General features: G+C 62.3%; 19 protein-coding genes. 16 read left to right on the top strand and 3 right to left on the bottom strand.

The window, feature by feature from the left end:
- Positions 1–23: 23 nt before the first annotated feature.
- The 3 genes from GYK42_RS05260 (at position 24) to GYK42_RS29050 (ending at position 3748) form a co-directional block, all read left to right on the top strand.
- Positions 24–1706, top strand: coding sequence for a long-chain fatty acid--CoA ligase (locus GYK42_RS05260; RefSeq protein WP_166446595.1), 1683 nt, complete (start codon positions 24–26; stop codon positions 1704–1706).
- A gap of 60 nt (positions 1707–1766) precedes the next feature.
- The gene (locus GYK42_RS05255) at positions 1767–3449 is read left to right on the top strand and encodes a long-chain-fatty-acid--CoA ligase (protein WP_166446594.1); all 1683 of its coding nucleotides are present in this window, start codon (positions 1767–1769) and stop codon (positions 3447–3449) included.
- A gap of 155 nt (positions 3450–3604) precedes the next feature.
- Positions 3605–3748 (top strand): LytTR family DNA-binding domain-containing protein, encoded by a 144-nt coding sequence (locus GYK42_RS29050; protein ID WP_346768060.1) that lies wholly within the window; start codon positions 3605–3607, stop codon positions 3746–3748.
- Here the strand turns inward: GYK42_RS29050 and GYK42_RS05245 are convergent.
- Entirely contained in the window at positions 3745–5337 is a 1593-nt protein-coding gene (locus GYK42_RS05245) for an alkaline phosphatase D family protein (protein WP_166446593.1), read from the bottom strand. The genes GYK42_RS29050 and GYK42_RS05245 overlap by 4 nt on opposite strands.
- Positions 5338–5358: 21 nt before the next feature.
- The gene (locus GYK42_RS05240; RefSeq protein ID WP_223278886.1) at positions 5359–5724 is read right to left on the bottom strand and encodes an acyl-CoA thioesterase; all 366 of its coding nucleotides are present in this window, start codon (positions 5722–5724) and stop codon (positions 5359–5361) included.
- Positions 5725–5860: 136 nt separating this feature from the next.
- Here GYK42_RS05240 and GYK42_RS05235 point away from each other — a divergent pair, with 136 nt between their 5' ends.
- The 12 genes from GYK42_RS05235 (at position 5861) to GYK42_RS05185 (ending at position 17617) form a co-directional block, all read left to right on the top strand.
- Complete coding sequence (locus tag GYK42_RS05235; protein WP_166446592.1) at positions 5861–7711, top strand: ABCB family ABC transporter ATP-binding protein/permease; 1851 nt, start codon at positions 5861–5863, stop codon at positions 7709–7711.
- A 195-nt stretch (positions 7712–7906) separates the two neighbouring features.
- Entirely contained in the window at positions 7907–8863 is a 957-nt protein-coding gene (locus tag GYK42_RS05230) for an amino acid ABC transporter substrate-binding protein (RefSeq protein ID WP_166446591.1), read from the top strand.
- 98 nt (positions 8864–8961) lie between these two features.
- Positions 8962–9711 carry an amino acid ABC transporter permease gene (locus GYK42_RS05225; RefSeq protein WP_077409318.1) on the top strand — a complete coding sequence of 250 codons (750 nt, stop codon included), beginning with the start codon at positions 8962–8964 and terminating at the stop codon, positions 9709–9711.
- A 1-nt stretch (position 9712) separates the two neighbouring features.
- On the top strand, positions 9713–10405 hold the full coding sequence (locus tag GYK42_RS05220) for an amino acid ABC transporter permease (RefSeq protein ID WP_166446590.1): 693 nt from the start codon (positions 9713–9715) through the stop codon (positions 10403–10405).
- Positions 10406–10424: 19 nt separating this feature from the next.
- Positions 10425–11150, top strand: coding sequence for an amino acid ABC transporter ATP-binding protein (locus GYK42_RS05215; protein WP_046684546.1), 726 nt, complete (start codon positions 10425–10427; stop codon positions 11148–11150).
- A 37-nt stretch (positions 11151–11187) separates the two neighbouring features.
- Positions 11188–12636, top strand: coding sequence for an amidohydrolase family protein (locus GYK42_RS05210; protein ID WP_240943455.1), 1449 nt, complete (start codon positions 11188–11190; stop codon positions 12634–12636).
- Positions 12637–12787: 151 nt separating this feature from the next.
- Positions 12788–13852, top strand: coding sequence for a dihydroorotase (gene pyrC / locus GYK42_RS05205; protein ID WP_166446588.1), 1065 nt, complete (start codon positions 12788–12790; stop codon positions 13850–13852).
- Positions 13853–13858: 6 nt separating this feature from the next.
- Positions 13859–14677: a DUF3025 domain-containing protein gene (locus tag GYK42_RS05200; RefSeq protein ID WP_166446587.1), complete on the top strand. Its 819-nt coding sequence runs from the start codon at positions 13859–13861 to the stop codon at positions 14675–14677.
- A 1-nt stretch (position 14678) separates the two neighbouring features.
- The gene (locus GYK42_RS05195; protein WP_166446586.1) at positions 14679–15668 is read left to right on the top strand and encodes a Gfo/Idh/MocA family protein; all 990 of its coding nucleotides are present in this window, start codon (positions 14679–14681) and stop codon (positions 15666–15668) included.
- 11 nt (positions 15669–15679) lie between these two features.
- Entirely contained in the window at positions 15680–16894 is a 1215-nt protein-coding gene (locus GYK42_RS05190) for an MFS transporter (protein ID WP_166446585.1), read from the top strand.
- On the top strand, positions 16894–17019 hold the full coding sequence (locus tag GYK42_RS29515) for a hypothetical protein (protein ID WP_257620246.1): 126 nt from the start codon (positions 16894–16896) through the stop codon (positions 17017–17019). The genes GYK42_RS05190 and GYK42_RS29515 overlap by 1 nt, the downstream gene beginning before the upstream one ends.
- 106 nt (positions 17020–17125) lie before the next feature.
- Positions 17126–17617: an REP-associated tyrosine transposase gene (locus tag GYK42_RS05185; RefSeq protein WP_166446584.1), complete on the top strand. Its 492-nt coding sequence runs from the start codon at positions 17126–17128 to the stop codon at positions 17615–17617.
- A gap of 130 nt (positions 17618–17747) precedes the next feature.
- Here the strand turns inward: GYK42_RS05185 and recG are convergent, their stop codons facing one another.
- Positions 17748–19850, bottom strand: coding sequence for an ATP-dependent DNA helicase RecG (recG, locus tag GYK42_RS05180; RefSeq protein WP_166446583.1), 2103 nt, complete (start codon positions 19848–19850; stop codon positions 17748–17750).
- 178 nt (positions 19851–20028) lie between these two features.
- On the opposite strand from recG, the gene queA reads away from it, so the two are divergent.
- The gene (gene queA / locus GYK42_RS05175; RefSeq protein WP_166446582.1) at positions 20029–21084 is read left to right on the top strand and encodes a tRNA preQ1(34) S-adenosylmethionine ribosyltransferase-isomerase QueA; all 1056 of its coding nucleotides are present in this window, start codon (positions 20029–20031) and stop codon (positions 21082–21084) included.
- Position 21085: the final 1 nt, after the last annotated feature.

The following is a 21085-nucleotide window of genomic DNA, read 5'->3' as shown; positions in this document are numbered from 1 at the left end:
TTATTCGAGACAAGAGGCACAGGATGGAAAAAATTTGGCTGAAGTCGTATCCTCCCGGCGTCCCCGCCGACATCGATCCTGATCAATATCGTTCGCTGGTGCACTTGCTGGAAGAAGCGTTTCAAAAATATGCGGATCGCAATGCTTATGTCTGCATGGACAAATTTCTCACCTATGCCGAACTCGATACCTATTCGCGCCAGCTGGGCGCCTGGCTGCAAAGCCGTGGCCTGAAGAAGGGCGCGCGCGTCGCCCTGATGATGCCGAACGTGCTGCAGTATCCGGTGGCCATCGCCGCCGTCTTGCGCGCCGGCTACACCGTGGTCAACGTCAATCCTCTCTATACGCCGCGCGAACTCGAGCATCAGCTCAACGATTCGGGCAGCGAAGCCATCATCGTGCTGGAAAACTTCGCCCACACTCTGGAACAGGTGCTGGCCAAGACAGCCGTCAAGCACATCATCGTTGCCAGCATGGGCGAAATGTTGGGCGGATTGAAGGGCATGATCGTCAATTTTGTCGTGCGCAACGTCAGGAAGATGGTGCCCGCGTATTCCTTGCCGAACGCCATGCGTTTCAAGCAGGCGCTGGCGCTGGGCAGCCGCATGAAACTCACGCCTGTCGAGCTGAGCATCAATGACGCTGCCTTCCTGCAATACACGGGCGGCACGACGGGCGTGTCGAAAGGCGCGACCCTGAGCCACCGCAATGTGATTGCCAACGTGCTGCAAAGCGAAGCGTGGTCGGGCGCGGCGCTCGACCAGAACAGCAAGGAGCAGATGATCGTTGTCTGCGCCTTGCCGCTGTACCATATCTTTGCCCTGACGGCGTGCGCCATGTGGGGTACGCGCGTGGGTGCGCTGAATATCCTGATCCCGAATCCGCGCGATATCCCGGGCCTGATCAAGGAGCTGGGCAAGTACAAGTTCAACCTGCTGCCAGCGGTCAATACCTTGTATAACGCGCTGGTGAACCACCCTGACTTCGCCAAGCTCGATTTCTCGGGCTTGAAGATCGCCAATGGCGGCGGCATGGCGGTGCAGCAAGCCGTCAACGACAAATGGCTGCAAGTGACGGGCGTGTCCATCATCGAAGGTTATGGCCTGTCGGAAACGTCACCTGTCGCCACCTGCAACCGGGCCGATACCACGGTGTTTTCCGGCACCATCGGCTTGCCCGTGCCCTCGACCGATATCGCCATCCTTGACGATGACGGCAAGGAAGTGCCGCTGGGCCAGACGGGCGAAATCGCCATCCGTGGCCCGCAAGTGATGAGCGGCTACTGGAACCGTCCCGATGAAACGGCCAAGGTCATGACACCTGACGGCTATTTCAAGTCGGGCGACGTGGGCATCATGGACGAGCGCGGCTACGTGAAGATCGTCGACCGCAAGAAAGACATGATTCTCGTCTCCGGCTTCAATGTATATCCGAACGAAGTCGAGGCCGTCATCGCGGCCCATCCGGGCGTGCTCGAGTGCGCCTGCGTGGGCGTGCCGGACGAGCATTCTGGCGAAGCCGTGAAAGTGTTTGTCGTGCGCAAGGATCCGAACCTGACCCAGGCAGTGCTGGCCGCGTATTGCAAGGAACAATTCACGGGCTACAAGCGTCCGAAATACATCGAGTTCCGCGATGAACTGCCAAAGACCAACGTGGGCAAGATTTTGCGTCGCGCCCTGCGTGACGAAACGAAGAAAGCAGCATAAACAGTGCAGGGTGTGCGCATCAGGCTGCACACCCTTTCTACAGATAAAGATGAGGCATAGATGGACAAGATTTGGTTGAAGTCGTACCCGGACAGCGTTCCCGCAGAGATTGATTGCACGCAATACCGTTCCGTCACGCATTTGCTGGAAGAGTCGTTCCAGAAATATGCGGACCGCAACGCGTTCGTGTGCATGGATAAATTCCTCACCTACCGCGAGCTCGACAAGCTGTCGCTGCAGATGGGCGCCTGGCTGCAAAGCAAGGGCCTGAAGACGGGTGCACGCGTGGCGATCATGCTGCCGAACGTGCTGCAGTATCCGGTGGCCATGGCGGCCATCCTGCGCGCCGGCTATACCGTGGTCAACGTCAATCCGCTGTACACGCCGCGTGAACTCCAGCATCAGCTGATCGACTCGGGCAGCGAAGCGATCATCGTGCTGGAAAACTTCGCCACCACGGTGGAGCAGGTGTTGCCGCATACCCAGGTCAAGCACGTGATCGTTGCCACCATGGGCGACTTGCTGGGCGGACTGAAGGGTACCATCGTCAACTTCGTCGTGCGCAAGATCAAGAAAATGGTGCCCGCGTTTTCCTTGCCGGGCGCCATCAGTTTCAACAAGATGCTGGTCGAAGGCGCGCGCTTGAGCCTGAAGCCGGTGCAGCAGGGGCATGACGATATCGTCTTCCTGCAATACACGGGCGGCACGACGGGCGTGTCGAAAGGCGCGATGTTGTTGCACCGTAACGTGATCGCCAACGTGTTGCAGAACGAGGCGTGGATTTCGCCCGTGATGACCAAGGAAATGCGCGCCACCTCGATGGGCTTCATGTGCGCCTTGCCCCTGTACCACATCTATTCGCTGACGGTCAGCGCCCTGATGGGCATGCGCGTGGGCGGCTTGAACGTGCTCATCCCCAATCCGCGCGACATCCCCGGTTTCGTCAAGGAATTGTCCAAGCACAAGATCGTTGTGTTCCCGGCCGTCAATACCTTGTACAACGCGCTGCTGAACAATGCCGACTTCGCCAAGCTCGATTTCTCCAGCTACAAAGTGTGCAATGGCGGCGGCATGGCCTTGCAGCGCAACGTGGCCGAGCGCTGGCTGAAATTGACCGGCTGCCCGCTGATCGAAGGCTATGGCATGTCGGAAACGTCGCCTGTGGTGACGGGCAACCGTGTCGACATCACGGAATTTACGGGCACCATCGGCTTGCCTTTCCCGTCGACGGAAGTGGCGATTCTGAACGACGACGGCGTGGAAGTACCGCTGGGCGAGCCGGGCGAGATCGCCGTGCGCGGCCCGCAAGTGATGGCCGGCTACTGGCAGCGTCCGGACGAGACGGCCAAATCGATGACGGCCGACGGTTTTTTCAAGACGGGCGACGTGGGTGTCATGGATGAACGCGGCTACGTAAAAATCGTGGACCGCAAGAAAGACATGATCATCGTGTCCGGCTTCAATGTGTATCCGAACGAAGTGGAAGACGTGGTCGCTTCCTGCCCCGGCGTGCTCGAATGCGCCTGCATCGGCGTGCCGGATGCCAACGCGGGCGAAGCCGTGAAAGTGTTTGTCGTGCGCAAGGATCCGAACCTGACGGTGGAACAGATCCGCGAGCATTGCAAGCATGAATTGACGGCCTACAAGAAACCGAAATACATCGAGTTCCGCGATGAATTGCCGAAGACCAATGTCGGCAAGATCTTGCGCCGTCAATTGCGCGACGAAAAGAAGGTTGCCTAGTTCGCCGCCAGGATTGTGTCCGCCACCAGGTTCCGGCCTGGTCGGGCGGGCAAGCCGAAGCAGGGGCGCAGCCAGTTCACCTTGCTGATCAGCAGCGACGTCCCCAGCCAGCAAGTCGCCATCGTGCCGCTGAGCATCAGCAGTGGTACCTGCGCGTGCACCGCAGCTATATCGTCAACCTCGATTTCGTGCAGGCAATCACACCAATGGAATCGGGCGACGCGCGCGCTATGCTGTCCACGGGCGGCGAGGTGCCCGTCAGCCGGTGCTACCGCGATGGCTTGAAAAGTAGTTGCTAGATGCGTTGCAGGCCCGCTTTGCCGTCCTGGACGGTAAAGCGGGCCAGTGTCGCGATGGTCGACGCGCTGTCGCGCACGTTCTCCAGGCCCTGGAACAAGGTCGTGGTTTTCTCCGGCGTGATTTCCATCAACATATAGCCGCGCTTGTCGCTGCGCCCGTAGCGGATGTGCGGGTTCATCGCTACGTACTGCTCCGTGCGCGCCTGTGAACGCGAGCTGGACGTGATGGAGGTGCCGCAAAACTCGGTGGCCAGCACGGGGTTGGCCTTGCTGGCGGGGCGCATTGCGTTGCGGCTCAGTTCGGTCGCATAGAAAGTGTGCACGTCGCCCGACAGCACGAGCGGATTGCTGGCCTTGCTGCTTTGCAAGGCGTCGAGCAGGTGCTGGCGCGCCATCGGGTAGCCATCCCAGCCATCGGTCCAGATGCGCTCGTCTCCGGGCCGCAAAATCGGCACCTGACTCGATTGCGCCATCAGCGTTTGCTGGGCCAGGATATTCCAGCGCGCGGGAGAATTATCGAGGCCGGCCTGCAGCCAGCGCTGCTGCGCCTCGCCCAGCATCGTCCGGCCGGGCTGGAGCAAGTCGGGGCAGTTGCGCGTGGTGACGGAGTTCGAGCCGCCACGGCCCGGCCTGGCGCAGGCGTGATGGGCGCGGTATTGCCGGTCGTCCAGCACATGGAAGCGCGCCAGGCGGCCCCAGTCATAGCGCTGGTAGATGCGCATGTCGACAAAGCCCCGCCTTCCCAGCGGCAGCAAACGCAGCGGCATGTGTTCATAAAATGCCTGGTAGGCAGCCGCGCGTCGCTGCAAAAAGGTGGGCGTGAGCAGCTCGTCGCGGTCATTGCCGTAATCGTTGGCCACTTCATGGTCGTCCCAGGTGACGATCCACGGCGCGGCCAGGTGCGCTCCCTGCAAATCCTGGTCGCTCTTGTATTGCGCATAGCGGGCACGATAGTCGTCCAGGCTGAAACTTTCATGTGTGCGCACGGCCCGGCCTGGATGCCGCAGCTGGTAGGGACCCCACTCGTAGATGTAATCGCCGAGGAAGGCCACCAGGTCGGGCGCGGCCGCCGCGATGTGCCGGTGCGCCGCATAGGCGCCGAATTCCCAGTGCTGGCACGAGGCCACGGCCAGTTTCAGCGAGGCAGGCATGGCGCCGGGCTCGGGCGCCGTGCGCGTGCGGCCCACGGGGCTGACGGCGTCGCCCAGCATGAAGCGGTACCAGTACCAGCGTCCGGGCGCGAGACCGCTCGCGTCGACGTGCACGCTGTGCGCGAGGGCGGGCGTGGCCGTGGCTTGGCCCTTGGCGGCGATGCGCCGGAACGCTACGTCTTCGGCCACTTCCCAGCGCACGTTCAGGGCGATGGCGGGCGTGGCGGCTGCGTGCAGCGGGTCGTAGCAGATGCGCGTCCACAGCACCACCGCATCAGGTAAGGGCGAACCGGAGGCGACACCAAGCGCAAACGGATAGCCGGCGCCATTCAAACGCGTGGCGGCGCTCGCGCTGGAACCGGACAGCACGCTGCCGGCCGCGGCCAGCGCCGTGATGCGCGCAGCGCTCTGAAGGAAGATGCGGCGCTGGCTATCCATGCTGTGGAATTATTGCGACAATCAAGACGACAGCAAGGTCTCGATCGGCGGCACCTTGCGCGGCTTGCGGTCGGAGTCCGTCGCCACGTAGATCAGGGTTGCTTCCGTGACTTTCACGATGCATGCCTGCAGGCGGTTGCGCTCGGCATATACCTCGACATTGACGGTGATCGAGGTATTGCCGACCTTGACGATATCGGCGTAGAACGACAGAAGATCGCCGACGAACACGGGGTTTTTGAAGACGAAGGAATTGACGGCGATGGTGGCGACGCGGCCGTTGGCGCGTCGGGTGGCCGGCAGGGAACCGGCGATATCGACCTGCGCCATGATCCAGCCGCCGAACACGTCGCCGTACACATTGGCGTCGGACGGCGCGGGCATCATGCGCAATTCCGGCATTTTTCCGGCGGGGAGGCCGGAGGCGAGGCAGTTGTCGGGACGGTCTGGGGAGGTGCTCATCTTTTATTCTCATGAAAGGCTACAATTGCCCCGATTGAACCATAAAAAGCCGACCTTCGCCATGCGCCGTTCCCAGACTCCCCCTCCGCCCCGCTCGCCAGCTTCCGCCAGCCACAGCGATTTCGCCACCATCAAGACCTTGCTGCCGTATCTATGGGTCTACAAATGGCGAGTGCTGCTGGCGCTGCTATGCCTGGTGGGCGCCAAGCTGGCCAACGTGGGCGTGCCCCTGATCCTGAAAAAGCTCGTCGACGCCATGACGATCACGGCGGCCCATCCGCAAGCGCTGCTGGTGCTGCCCGTCGGCTTGCTGGTGGCCTACGGCTTGCTGCGCCTGTCGACCACCTTGTTTACGGAGTTGCGCGAATTCCTGTTCGCCCGCGTCACGCAGCGGGCCGTGCGCACCATCGCCCTGCAAGTGTTCCGCCACCTGCATGCGCTGTCCCTGCGTTTTCATTTGAACCGCCAGACGGGCGGCATGACGCGCGACATCGAACGGGGCACGCGCAGCGTGGGCTCGCTCATTTCCTATACCCTGTTCAACATCTTGCCGACCCTGGTGGAAATCACCCTCGTGCTCGGCTATCTGGTCTTGCATTACGACATCTGGTTTACCGTGATCACGGCGGTGGCGCTCGTGTCGTATATCGCGTTTACCGTGCTGGTGACGAACTGGCGCACGCATTTCCGCCGCACCATGAATGACCTCGACTCGAAGGCAAATACCAAGGCCATCGATTCGCTGATCAACTATGAAACCGTTAAATATTTCGGCAACGAGGATTACGAAGCGCAGCGCTACGACGAAGGCTTGCAGCGTTATGAGTCGGCCGCCGTGAAATCGCAGACGTCCCTGTCCCTGCTCAATACGGGCCAGTCGCTGATCATCGCCACCGCCGTCACCCTGATCCTGTGGCGCGCCACGGTGGGCGTGATCAACGGCAGCATGACCCTGGGCGACCTGGTCTTGGTCAACGCCTTCATGATCCAGCTGTATATCCCCCTCAATTTCCTGGGCGTCATCTACCGCGAAATCAAGCAAAGCCTTGCCGACATGGAGCGCTTGTTTTCCCTGCTGAACGAGAACCGCGAAATCGCCGATACGCCGGACGCCAAACCCCTCGTCACGCAGGGCGCGGCCGTGCGCTTCGCGCATGTCGATTTCAGCTATGAAGCCAAGCGGCAAATCCTGTTCGACGTGGATTTCCAGATACCCGCCGGCACGACGACCGCCGTGGTAGGCCATAGCGGCTCGGGCAAGTCGACGCTGTCGCGCTTGCTGTTCCGCTTCTATGAAGTCGATGGCGGCGGCATCACCATCGATGGCCAGGATTTGCGGGCCATCACGCAGGACTCCCTGCGCGCGGCCATCGGCATCGTGCCGCAAGATACCGTGCTGTTCAACGACACTATCGAATACAACATCGCCTACGGCAAGCCGGGCGCCAGCAAGGAGGCCATCGTGGCGGCGGCCAAAGCCGCGTCGATCCATGATTTTATTGAAAGCTTGCCAGATGGCTACAACTCCATGGTGGGCGAGCGGGGCCTGAAGCTGTCGGGCGGCGAAAAGCAGCGCGTGGCCATTGCCCGCACCTTGCTGAAAGACCCGGCCATCCTGATCTTTGACGAAGCCACCTCGGCGCTCGATTCCAAGGCCGAGCAGGCGATCCAGTCGCAGTTGAAGGACATTGCCAAGAACCGCACCACCCTGGTCATTGCGCACCGTTTGTCGACGGTGGCTGACGCCCAGCAAATCCTCGTGCTCGACCATGGCCGCATCGTCGAGCGGGGCACGCATCCGCAATTGCTGGCGGCGGATGGCCTGTATGCGCAGATGTGGCAACGCCAGCAGGCGAACATGGACGATGAGGCGCAAGAGGACGAGTTGGCGGGGCTGGCGCCGGCGAAATAAATCGGAAAGGTGAAATCAGTAGGAAAAATGCTACAGCCGCGCTGATTCAGGCGCACGTATAGCGCCTATTTGCGGGCAATCGCAGAAAATGGCTGGTCGGGTGCTGAAAATGAAATAAAATTAATTCCAATGGTGGCGTCTGCACCACAGTTGTTTCGTTCGGAGTCCATCCCGTTTGTCCGCCCAGGAGAATTTATGAAATTGACCAAAATCTTCGCCACGCTGCTCAGCGTCGGTGTCATCAGCAGCATGTCGCCAGTCCAGGCTCAGGAATTGACCGGCACCTTGGCCAAGATCAAGAAAGCCGGTTCCGTCACCCTCGGTGTGCGCGACGGCTCCGTGCCCTTCTCCTATCTCGATGACAAGCAGCAATACCAGGGTTATTCGATCGACCTGTGCATGAAAGTCGTCACGGCCCTGCAAAAGCACCTGGGCCTGAGCGAACTGAAAGTGGTGATGAGCCCCGTCACCTCGGCCAACCGCATCCCGCTGATGGCCAACGGCACCATCGACCTCGAATGCGGCTCGACGACGAACAACCTGGAGCGCCAGCAGCAGGTGGCGTTCGCCCCGACCATGTTCGTCATCGGCAACCGCGTGCTGGCGAAAAAATCCTCGAACATCAAGACCCTGGAAGACTTGCGCGGCAAGACCCTGGTCGCCACTGCCGGTACGTCGACCATCAAGCAGATGACGATCCTGAACAAGGAAAAGAACCTGGGCATGAACATCGCCGTCGGCAAGGATCATCCCGAGTCGTTCCTGATGCTGGAAACGGGCCGCGCGGTGGCTGAAGCCAACGACGATATCTTGCTGGCGTCGCAAGTGGCCAACTCGAAAAACCCGAACGACTATGAAATCACCAAGGAAGCGCTGTCGGTCGAACCGTACGGCATCATGCTGCGCAAGGGCGACCCGGCCTTCAAGAAAGTGGTCGACGACGCGCTGATCCGCCTGTACAAGAGCGACGACATCAACCGCATTTACGCGAAATGGTTTACTTCGCCTATCCCGCCGAAAAACATCAACCTGAAATTCCCCATGCCGCCGCAATTGAAGGCCGTGTTTGCCAATCCGACCGACTCCGGCGACCCGGCTGCGTATGCGGCCGTACCGGAAGCGCAGAAAACGTCGGACAAGCGGAAAAAGTAAAGATTGCGTAACAAACCGGGGGGCGCAAGCCTCCCGATTTATTTGCGGGACGGGTGGCCGGCTGGCCGCTGTCCTCGGGCTGCATGCGAAGGATGATCATGAATTACAACTGGAATTGGCGCATTTTCTGGGAGATTTCTCCCGATGGCGTGGGCACGTATATGGACACCCTGTGGTCCGGCCTGGTCTGGACGCTGGCCACAGCCGGTGCGGCGTGGATCATGGCGCTGATCTTGGGCCTGGTGATCGGCACCATCCGCACCTTGCCGAACAAATGGCTGGTGGGCGTGGCCAATGCCTACGTCGAACTGTTCCGCAACGTGCCGTTGCTGGTGCAGATGTTCCTCTGGTATTTCGTCATGCCGGAACTGCTGCCGCCGGACCTCGGTGCCTGGGTCAAGTCGCTGCCAAATGCGCCGTTCGTCACGGCCGTGCTGTGCCTGGGGTTCTTTACTTCCTCGCGCGTGGCCGTGCAGGTGACGACGGGTATCGAGGCGCTGCCGCGCGGGCAGAAACTGGCCGGCACGGCGCTGGGCCTGACCCTGCCGCAAACCTACCGCTTCATTTTGCTGCCGATGGCCGCGCGCGTCATCATGCCGCCCCTGACCAGCGAATTTTTGAACATCATCAAGAACAGTTCCGTGGCCCTGACCATCGGCCTGATCGAGCTGACGGCCAGCGCACGCGCCATCCAGGAGTTTTCCTTCCAGGTGTTCGAAGCGTTTTCGGCTGCCACCATCATCTACGTCGTCGTCAACCTGCTGGTGGTGGTGCTGATGCACCTGATCGAGAAAAAGGTCGCCATCCCGGGCTTCATCGTCGCTGGCGCCAAGACGGGAGGACATTGATATGTTCGGCAATTTCGACTTCGATGTCATCTCCCGCTCGTGGGTCTACCTGTTCCAGACCGGCATGGTCTTCACCCTGAAACTGACGGCGCTGGCCATGGTCGGCGGCATCGTGCTCGGTACCGTGCTGGCGCTGATGCGCTTGTCCAGCAACCGCATCGTCTCGGGCGTGGCGTCGAGCTACGTCAACCTGATACGCTCGATCCCGCTGGTGCTGGTGATCTTCTGGTTCTACTTCCTGGTGCCGTATATCGCGGCCTGGATCATCGGCGCCAACGAGCCCGTGAAAGTGGGCGCGTTTTCTTCCGCGCTGATCACCTTCATCATGTTCGAGGCGGCCTACTATTGCGAGATCATGCGCAGCGGCATACAGTCGATCCCGCGCGGCCAGGTGTGGGCGGGCCAGGCGCTGGGCATGAACTACCGTCAAACCATGGGCAACATCGTGCTGCCGCAAGCGTTCCGCAACATGATTCCCGTGCTGCTGACGCAGACCATCGTGCTGTTCCAGGACGTGTCGCTCGTGTACGTGCTGTCGATCCCCGATTTCGTCGGCGCCGCATCAAAAATCGCCCAGCGCGACGGCCGCCTGGTGGAGATGTATGTGTTTGTCGCCGTCGTGTATTTCGTGCTGTGCTATGCCTTGTCGTTCCTGGTAAAACGCCTGCAGAAACGCGTCGCCATCATTCGCTAACCGTAAAAGAAAGAACAAGATGATTGAACTCAATAACGTCAGCAAATGGTATGGCCAGTTCCAGGTACTGACCGATTGCACCACCAACGTCGCCAAGGGCGACGTGATGGTCATTTGCGGCCCGTCCGGCTCCGGCAAGTCGACCCTGATCAAGACCGTCAACGGCCTCGAGCCGATTCAGCAGGGGCAGATCGTTGTCGACGGCATCACCGTCAACGATCCGAAAACGAATTTGTCGAAACTGCGCGCGCGCATCGGCATGGTGTTCCAGAATTTCGAGCTGTTCCCGCATCTGTCGATCCGTGAAAACCTCACCATCGGCCAGATCAAGGTGCTGGGCCGCAGCGCCGACGAAGCCAACGCCAAGGGCTTGAAATACCTGGACCGCGTGGGCCTGCTGTCGCAGCAGGATAAATTCCCCGGCCAGCTGTCCGGTGGCCAGCAGCAGCGCGTGGCGATCGCGCGCGCGCTGTCGATGGACCCGATCGCCATGTTGTTCGACGAACCGACATCGGCGCTCGATCCGGAAATGATCAACGAGGTGCTCGACGTGATGGTGGGCCTGGCGCAGGAAGGCATGACGATGATGGTCGTCACGCACGAAATGGGTTTTGCCCGCCGCGTGGCCAACCGCATCGTCTTCATGGACCAGGGAAAAATCATCGAAGATTGCAGCAAGGACGACTTCTTCAACACGACGCGTTCGGACCGCGCACGCGATTTTCTCGCCAAGATCATCCATTAATTTTTCATTATTTTGAAGTTGAGTACGAATGCCTGACATGAAACAACTAGCCGGCGCCATGCTGGCGCTGGGCCTGCTTGCCCATGCCCACGCGGCCGACAAGATCGCCGTCGATATCGCCCTGCGCGGCGCCACCCTGATCGACGTTGCCGCCGGCCGCGCCGTCAAGGGCAAGACCGTGCTGCTCAAGGGAGACAGCATCGTCGCCGTCGTCGATGACGCGCAGCTGCGCAGCTACGCGCCGAAGCAGACCATCCGCCTGCCTGGCAAATATATGATGCCGGGCCTGTGGGATACGCACGTGCATTTCGGCGGCGGCCCCGAGTTGATCGACGAGAACAAGCAGCTGCTGCCCTTGTACCTGGCGCATGGCATCACCACGGTGCGCGACTGCTCGGGCGACTTGCCCGACACGGTGCTGGCATGGCGCCAGCAGATCAATGCGGGCCAGCTGCAAGGCCCGACGATTTTCACCTCCGGCGCCAAACTCGAAGGCATCAAGCCGCTGTGGAAGGGCACCATCGAAGTGGGGACGCCGCAGGAAGTCACGCGCGCGCTCGATGGTCTGCAGGCGCAGCAAGTGGACTTCGTCAAGATCACGGAAAACACCCTGAAGCCGGAGCTGTACCTGGAAGCGCTGCGCCAGGCGCGCGAACGTAGCATGCGCACGTCGGGCCATATCCCCGTGCAGCTGACCCTGGAGCAGATGGCCGATGCGGGCCTGGGCACGATCGAGCATCAATCGTATTTGCTGCGCGCCACCACGCCGCGCGAGCAGGAGCTGACGGCCAAGGTGGCTGCCGGCGCGATGACGGGCAAGGAAGCCATGCAGGCCAGCGTGCAAAGCTACGACGAGCCGACGGCGCGCAAGGCTTTCAGCTACCTGGCCGCGCGCGGCACGGCCATCGTGCCTACCCTGTGGGGTTCGCGCGTGACGGCGTACCTGGACCGCGAAGACCACACCCACGACACGGCCCTGCAATACATCGGCAAGGGCTTGCGCGCCACCTACGACTGGCGCGTGCAGCGTGCCGCCAAGGATGGCCCGGAAGCCATCGTCCAGCGCCACGCGCAGTTCGAGCAATCGGCCAAGCTGCTGCCGATTTTGCAGCAGCAGGGCGTGAGCATCATCGCCGGCACCGATGCGGGCTTCTTGAATTCCTTCGATTATCCGGGCCAGGCTCTGCACGATGAAATCGGCCTGTACGTGCAGTACGGCCTGACGCCGCAGCAAGCCTTGCAGTCGGCCGTCATCAACGGTCCCCGCTTCCTGGGCAAGCTGGACCGTTACGGCAGCGTGGCGGCCGGCAAGGCGGCCGATTTGCTGGTGCTCGACGCCAATCCCTTGCAGGATATCGGCGCCACGCGCCAGATCCGCCTGGTGGTCAGCCGTGGCCGCGTGTATGACCGTGCCGCGCTGGACCAGATGCTGGCCGATATCCGTGCTTGGGTGGCAAAACAGGAGACGGTGCCTGCGGCGTCCTGATTCGCGTGTACTCCTGATCTTGAAAACGGCCAGCGCATGCTGGCCGTTTTGCCATCTGGCAGGCGGCGTGCACTGGGTCTCCCGGCCGGCGGGACCGCCCCGCGGCTGGTAAAATGGCGCTATCCGCAATGACCGCCTGAGAGCAGCCGCCATGTCCACACTCGATCACACCCCAGCCGCCGTGCCATCCTCCATCACCATCACCCGTCCGGATGACTGGCATTTGCACCTGCGCGATGGCGCCGTCATGGCCAGCGTGCTGCCGCACAGCGCGCGCCAGTTCGGCCGCGCCATCGTCATGCCGAATCTGAAACCGCCCGTCACCACGACGGCCGACGCTGCCGCCTACCGCGAACGCATCCTGGCCGCCGTGCCGGCAGGCGTGAACTTCGATCCGCTGATGGTGCTGTACCTGACGAACAACACTTCGCCCGACGAGATCCGCCGCGCGCAGGACAGCGGCATCGTGCAAGCCGTCAAATTGTATCCGGCCGGCGCCACGACGAATTCTGACCTGGGCGTGACGGATTTGAAGAATTGCTACAAGGTGCTCGAAGTGATGCAGGAAGTGGGCATGCCCTTCCTCGTGCACGGCGAAGTGACGGACCCGGAAATCGATATTTTCGATCGCGAAGCCGTCTTCATCGAGCGCGTGATGCGCCCGCTGCGCAGCGCCTTCCCGGCCCTGTCAGTCGTGTTCGAGCACATCACCACCAAGGATGCGGCGCAGTACGTGGCCGAAGCGGAAGGCCCGATCGCCGCCACCATCACGGCGCATCATCTGCTGTACAACCGCAACGAGATTTTCAAGGGTGGCATCCGCCCCCATTACTACTGCCTGCCCATCCTGAAACGCGAAGAGCACCGCCTGGCCCTGATGACGGCGGCCGCCAGCGGCGACGAGCGCTTCTTCCTCGGCACGGACTCGGCGCCGCACGCGCAAGGCGCCAAGGAAATGGCTTGCGGCTGTGCCGGTTGCTACACGGCCCTGCACGCGATGGAAATGTATGCGGAAGCGTTCGAACGGGCCGGCGCGCTCGATAAGCTGGAAGCGTTCGCCAGCTTCCACGGCCCGGCCTTCTACGGCGTGCCGCGCAACACGGACACCATCACCCTGAAACGCGAAAGCTGGACCTTGCCAGCTTCGCTGCCGCTGGGCGACAGCCATGTCATTCCGCTCAATGCGGGCGAGCAGATCAACTGGAAAATGGTCTAAGCGTTCATGCTGCCATCGATAGACTGGACCCGCCCCTGGTTTGCCACGGTGCTGCCGGCGCGACGGCAGCTGGACCTGCAGCGCGACACGGTGATTGCCGCGCTCAATGGACAGGCGCGGGCGCTGGACTTGCACAATCCATCGGGCCTGCCGCTGGCCTTCGTGCCGCAAGCGGACCTGCCCGAAGGCGTGGCCTATGAAGAGTTCATCGGCGCGACGGGCGGCGTGCCCACGCGCGACAATCTGCACGATTTTTTCAACGCGCTTGTGTGGCTCACCTTCCCCCGCATCAAGCGGCAATTGAATGCGCTGCAGGCGGCGCAGATCGCCCTGTCCGGCGTGGGCAAATCGCGTGGTCCCGCGCGCGATGGCGCGACGATTTTTGACGAGAATTCCGCCCTGCTGGTGCTGCGCGACAGCGATGCGGGGCGCGCGCTGGAGGCTGCCTTGCGTGGGCACGACTGGCGCGGCGCGTTCATTGCGCAGCGCGATAAATTTGGCGCCGGTGGTGACGCCGAAGTCTGGCTGTTCGGCCACGCGCTGATGGAAAAACTGGTGGCGCCGCGCAAGGCCATCACGGCGCACACGCGCGTCATTTTTGTCGGCGATGCGTATTTTGCGCTCGATGATGCGGCACGGCGCGCCTGGCTCGACGAACGGGTAGCGCAGGACCTGGCGCAGCAGGGCCTTACGACGGCGGACTTCACGCCGCTGCCGGTGCTGGGCTTGCCCGGCTGGTGCGAGGACCAGGACGACGATTTTTACAATGACGCGGCGGTGTTTCGCCCGAAGCGCAAGGTGGCTGGCGCAGAAAGAGATCAATAGCATGGAAAATACCGTCCGCTGGGGCATCCTCGGCACCGGAAAAATCGCCCGCGCGATGGCCAATGGCTTGCGTGACGCGCCCGGTGCGCAACTGGTGGCGGTCGCTTCGCGCAGCCCTGCCGGTGCGCAGGCGTTCGGCGCCGAATTCGGCATCGAACGTTGCCACGGTTCCTACCAGGCGCTGGCTGACGATCCTGGCGTGGACGTGATCTACATCGCCACGCCGCACACCCTGCATGCGGAAAATGCCTTGCTGTGCCTGGCCGCCGGCAAGCACGTCGTGTGCGAAAAACCATTCACCATGAATGCGCGCGAAGCGCAGGCCGTGGTCGACATGGCGCACGAGAAAAAGCTGTTTTTGATGGAGGCCATGTGGAGCCGTTTCCTGCCCGCCGTGCAGGAAGCGCAGCGCATCATCGCCAGCGGCGAAATCGGCGTGCTGCAGCAGGTGCAGGCCGATATCGGTTTTGTCGCCAACTTCCCGCCCGAGCACCGCATGCTCAATCCGGAGCTGGGCGGCGGCGCGCTGCTCGACGTGGGCATCTACCCGCTGTCGATGGCGGCCTTCTTCCTTGGCCCCGTATCGCAGGTGCAGGCGCTGGCCGAGATGGGCGCCACCGGCGTCGATGAGCAGGTCGTGTTCTCGCTGCTGCACGCGGGCGGCGGCACCTCGTCGTGCGCCTGCAGCTTGCGCGCGCAGACGCCGACGGAAATGACTATTTCCGGCAGCCTGGGGCGTATCCGCTTGCCCAACCGTTTTTACAAGCCCGATCACCTGATCGTCGAAACGATGGATGGCGAACGCCGCATCGTCGCCGCGCCGCACCTGGGCAATGGCTATGCGCACGAAGCCATCGAAGCGATGCGCTGCATCCGCGCCGGCCTGCTGGAAAGCCCCCTCATGCCGCACGCCGACAGCGTGGCGCTGATGCGCAATCTCGACACCATGCGCGGCCAGATCGGCCTCGTCTACCAAGCCGACCAGGCGTGAACAGGAACCCCATGACATTGCACCCATCGCGTCCCAGCCTGAAAACTGTCCTCATCGCCAGCGGCGTCGTCCTGACCTTGGCGATGGGCGTGCGCCACGGCCTGGGCTTCTGGATGCAGCCGATCTCGCAAGCGAATGGCTGGACGCGCGAAACGTATTCGCTGGCGCTGGCCATGCAAAACCTGATGTGGGGCGTCTTCGGCCCGTTCGCCGGCATGGCGGCCGACCGTTTCGGCACCATGCGCGTCGTCATCGTCGGCGCCATCAGCTACATGGCGGGCCTCGTGTGGATGGCGCTCGTGACGCAGCCCACCCTGTTCATCGTCGGCTCCGGCATCTTCATCGGCCTGGCGCTGGCTTGCACGGCTTTTGGCGCCATCAGCGGGATCATCGGCCGCAGCGCGCCGCCCGAGCAGCGTTCGTGGGCCTTCGGCATCTCGTCGGCTGCCGGCTCGTTCGGCCAGTTCCTCATGATGCCCGTGGAGCAGCAGCTGATCTCCGCCGTCGGTTGGCAAAACGCCTTTTATGTGCTGGCAGCGCTGGTGCTGCTGGCGATGATCCCGATGGCTTTCTACCTGCGCGAGCCGCCCGTCTCGCACGCCAGCGGCCCGCAGCAAAGCGTGGGCGCCGCCTTCAGCGAAGCCATCGCCAGCCGCTCGTTCTGGCTGCTGCTGGCCGGTTATTTTGTCTGCGGTTTTCAGCTGGTCTTCATCGGCGTGCACTTGCCGGCTTACCTGAAGGACCAGGGCCTGATGAACCCGAACGTCGCCGTCACGGCGCTGGCTCTGATCGGGCTGTTCAACATCGTCGGCTCCTACTATGCGGGTAAACTCGGTGGCAAGATCGCCAAGCGCTACCTGCTGTCGGCCATCTACGTGACGCGCGCCGTGGTCATCACCGCGTTCCTGCTGGCGCCATTGTCGGCATGGTCCGTGTACCTGTTCGCCGCCGGCATGGGTGTGCTGTGGCTGTCGACCGTTCCGCTGACGAATGGCATCATCGCCGGCATCTTCGGCGTGAAGCATTTGTCGATGCTGGCCGGGATGGTGTTCTTCTCGCACCAGGTGGGCAGTTTCCTCGGCGCCTGGCTGGGCGGCTATCTGTACGAGCACCAGGGCAGTTACCACATCGTGTGGATGATCACCATCGGCCTGGGCTTGCTGGCCGCGCTGATCAACCTGCCCATCGACGAGCGCGCCGTCAAGCGCGTGGCGGTGGCCGCGTAATGGCCAGCTGGCGCACATGGCTGTGGCGCCTGGCTGGCGCCGCGCTGCTGGCCATCGTCTTCCTGGCCTATCTGCGTCCAGATTTCATGCTCGACCTGGCGAACCGCTTCTGGATGTGCATGTAGGCTGCGTGGGCGTAATGTCGTTTGCGAAAAGCCGGATTACGCTACGCTAATCCGACCTACGCGACCTGCTGCGGCGGATTCGCGTAATCCGACAACATCCGAAACCATGCGATACCGACGCGCATTCCAGCCAGGTGGCAGCTTTTTCTTCACGGTGGTGACGGCCCATCGCCGGCCCATTTTTTCGTCAGCAACAGCATTGGACTTGCTGCGTGACGCATTCAGCGCCGTACGCCATCAACGGCCATTCGATATCGACGCCATCGTCATCCTGCCCGATCACCTGCACTGCATCTGGACCCTGCCTGAAGGCGATGCCGATTTCATGACGCGCTGGAGACTGATCAAGACGTGGTTCAGCAAGCATTCAGAATTTAAAGATGTTTGGCAGCAGCGGTATTGGGAGCACGTCTTGCGCGATGAGCGCGACTTCGCCAATCATGTCGATTACATTCATTACAATCCGGTCAAACATGGCTTGGTGGGCAAAGTCATCGATTGGCCGTATTCCAGTTTTCACCGATATGTAAGGCAGGGATGGTGTGCTGCGGATTGGGGCGGGGATGGTGTGGATGTGGCGGGTGTTGGGCGGGAGTGAGGGGCGGTAACAATCTTGTCGGATTACGCGCTGCGCGCTAATCCGACCTACCACGGCGTATTTGTTGCGTAGGTCGGATTAGGCCGTAAGGCCGTAATCCGACAACACCGGGAAATAAACAATACCAGATCTACACCTTCAAAAACTCCTCTTTCCCACCCAGCCAGCGCGCCAGGTGCGCTTCCACGGTGGCGGCGGCAGCCGCCGTGGTGGCGTGCAGCAAATCGTGCGCCACGTCGCGCGCCTGGTCTACCAGCCATTGATCCGTTTCCAGGTCGGCGAAGCGCAGCATGGCCTGGCCGGATTGGCGCGCGCCGAGGAATTCGCCGGGGCCGCGGATTTCCAGGTCGCGGCGGGCGATTTCAAAACCGTCCGTCGTTTCGCGCATGGTCATCAAGCGCTGGCGCGCCACGCCGCCCAAGGGGCCCTGGTACAGCAGCAGGCAGACGCTGGCAGCCGAGCCGCGGCCCACGCGGCCGCGCAGCTGGTGCAGCTGCGACAAGCCAAAACGCTCGGCGTGCTCGATCACCATCAGCGAGGCGTTTGGCACGTCGACACCCACCTCGATGACAGTGGTGGCCACCAGCACGTGGATATGGCCGGCGATGAAGGCGTCCATTACTTCCTGTTTTTCCGCCGGCTTCAAGCGGCCGTGCACGAGGCCCACCTGCAGCGCGGGCAGGGCTTCGGCCAGCATCATGTAGGTGTCGGTAGCCGTCTGCAGCTGCAGCGCTTCCGATTCCTCGATCAGCGGGCAGACCCAGTACACTTGCCGGCCTTCCAGCGCGGCTGCATACACGCGGGCGATGACTTCGTCGCGCCGGTTCTGGTCGATGGCGCGCGTGACGATGGGGCTGCGTCCGGGCGGCAGCTCGTCGATCACCGACACTTCCAGGTCGGCGTAATACGTCATGGCCAGGGTGCGCGGGATGGGCGTGGCCGACATCATCAACTGGTGCGGCACGGCCGCGCTGTCACCCTTGTTGCGCAGGGTCAGGCGCTGGCCCACGCCGAAGCGGTGCTGCTCGTCGACGATCACCAGGCCCAGCTTGGCGAACAGCACGTTGTCCTGGATCAGCGCGTGCGTGCCGATCACCAGTTGCGCTTCGCCCGATTCGATCAAGGCCAGCGCCGCCGTCTTTTCCTTTTTCTTCAGGCTGCCCGTCAGCCACGCCACCTTCACGCCCAGCGGCTCCATCCAGGCGGCGATCTTGCGGAAGTGCTGCTCGGCGAGGATCTCCGTGGGCGCCATCAGCGCGGCCTGGTAGCCGCTGTCGATGGCTTGCGTGGCCGACAGGGCGGCGACGACCGTCTTGCCGCTGCCGACGTCGCCCTGCAGCAGCCGCTGCATCGGGTAGGGCTGGCGCAGGTCGGCGCGGATCTCGTCGAGCACGCGCGCCTGCGCGCCCGTCAGCTTGAAGGGCAGCGCGGCGCCGAAGGCGTTCGACAAATTGCCGACGATGGGCAGCGATGCCGCGCCTTTCGAGCGGCGCGCGCGCTGGGCGCGTTTGAGCGACAGCTGCTGCGCCAGCAGCTCATCGAACTTCATGCGCACCCAGGCCGGATGCGAGCGATCCATCAGCGCGCTTTCATCGATGTCCTGCGGCGGATAGTGCAGCAGGTGCACGGCGGCGCGGAACGGCGACAGCTGCATCTCGCGCAGCAGGGATTCCGGCAAAGTGTCCTGCCAGTCGATGCGGCGCATGGCGTCGGCGATTTCGCGCCGCAGCACGTGCTGCGACAGGCCCTCGCCTGACGGATACACGGGCGTCAGGGCCGTGGGCAGCGGCGCGCCTTCGTTGACGACTTTATACGTCGGATGCACCATCTCGGCGCCAAAAAAGCCGTGTTTGAGTTCGGCGCGCGCACGTACCCGCGTGCCTTCGGCCAGCTGCTTGACCTGGCTGCCGTAGAAATTCATGAAGCGCAGCAGCAAATTGCCCGTTTCGTCGGCGATCGTCACCAGCAATTGCTTGCGCGGCTTGAAATTGACTTCGCACTTGGTGACGATGCCCTCGACCTGCCACGACTCGCCGCCGCGCAGGCAGGCGTCGCGTATCGTGTAGATCTTGGTCTCGTCCTCGTAGCGCATCGGCAGGTGCAGCACCAGGTCCATATCCGTGCGCAAGCCCAGTTTGGCCAGCCGGCTCTCCGTGCTGACCACTTTTTTGACGGCTTTCGGCTTGGCGGCCGGCTTGGCTGCGGGAGGAAGATCGGGCTTGGGATCGGACATATGCAAGGTTTTGGTGCCGCTAGCGTAAAATAGAGGGTTGTCCGGCACACCCTGTGCGTACCGCAGTTGTAAATTGTTGCGGCGGATTATTGTAATGCCTGTATAGGCGCACAGTATAGTGCCAGATGTTCCATTGCGCACTCCTAATCATTTTTGACGTACTTTTGAAGCAAAACGCATGTATTCGCTTTCCGATTTCGATTTTAATTTGCCGCAAGAAAACATTGCGCAAACTCCGCTGGCCGAGCGCAGCGCCTCGCGCCTGTTGCATCTGGACGGCGACGCCCTGGTCGACCGCCAGTTCGCCGACATCGTCGGGCTGTTGCAGGCGGGCGACCTGCTGGTGATGAACGACACGCGTGTGCTCAAAGCGCGCTTCTTTGGCGTCAAGGAAAGCGGCGGCAAGATCGAGGCGCTCGTCGAGCGCGTGCTCGATGACCGCACCGTGCTGGCCCAGGTACGCGCGTCGAAGTCGCCGCCGCCCGGCTGCCGCATCCGCCTGGCCGACGCCTTCGACGTGACGGTCGGCCAGCGCGCGGGCGAATTCTTTACCCTGCACTTCGATGCCGACGTGTTCGAGCTGATCGAGGCGCATGGCCGCTTGCCGCTGCCGCCGTACATCGAGCACGATGCGGACGAGTTTGACGAGACGCGCTACCAGACCGTGTTCAACAAGGTGCCCGGCGCTGTCGCCGCGCCGACGGCGGGCCTGCATTTCGACCAGGCCCTGCTCGACCAGCTGAAGGCCAAGGGCGTCAACTTTGCCTATGTGACCCTGCACGTGGGGGCCGGTACCTTCCAGCCCGTGCGCACGGAGGTGCTGGCCGAACACAAGATGCATACCGAGTGGTACACCATGCCGCAGGAAACCGTCGACGCCGTGCGCGCCGCCCAACTTGCCGGGCGCGACGTGGTGGCCGTCGGCACGACCAGCCTGCGCGCGCTGGAGTCGGCCTCGCAAAGCGGCCAGCTGGTGGCGGGCAGCGCCGATACGGCCCTGTTCATCACGCCCGGCTATGCTTTCAAGACGGTAACGCGTCTGATCACCAACTTCCATTTGCCGAAGTCGACCCTGCTGATGCTGGTGTCGGCCTTTGCCGGCTATGCGCCGATCCGCAGCGCCTACGCGCATGCGATCGCGCAGAACTACCGTTTCTTCAGCTATGGCGACGCGATGCTGCTCACCACGCAATCGCGCGCTCCGCTGAACCTTGATACTCCCGTGAAAGACTGAC

Source organism: Janthinobacterium lividum (assembly GCF_011601275.1).
Taxonomy (GTDB): Bacteria; Pseudomonadota; Gammaproteobacteria; order Burkholderiales; family Burkholderiaceae_D; genus Janthinobacterium; species Janthinobacterium lividum_E.
Note: the sequence above shows the minus strand (reverse complement) of the source record. Positions and strands in the feature narration are given on the sequence as shown.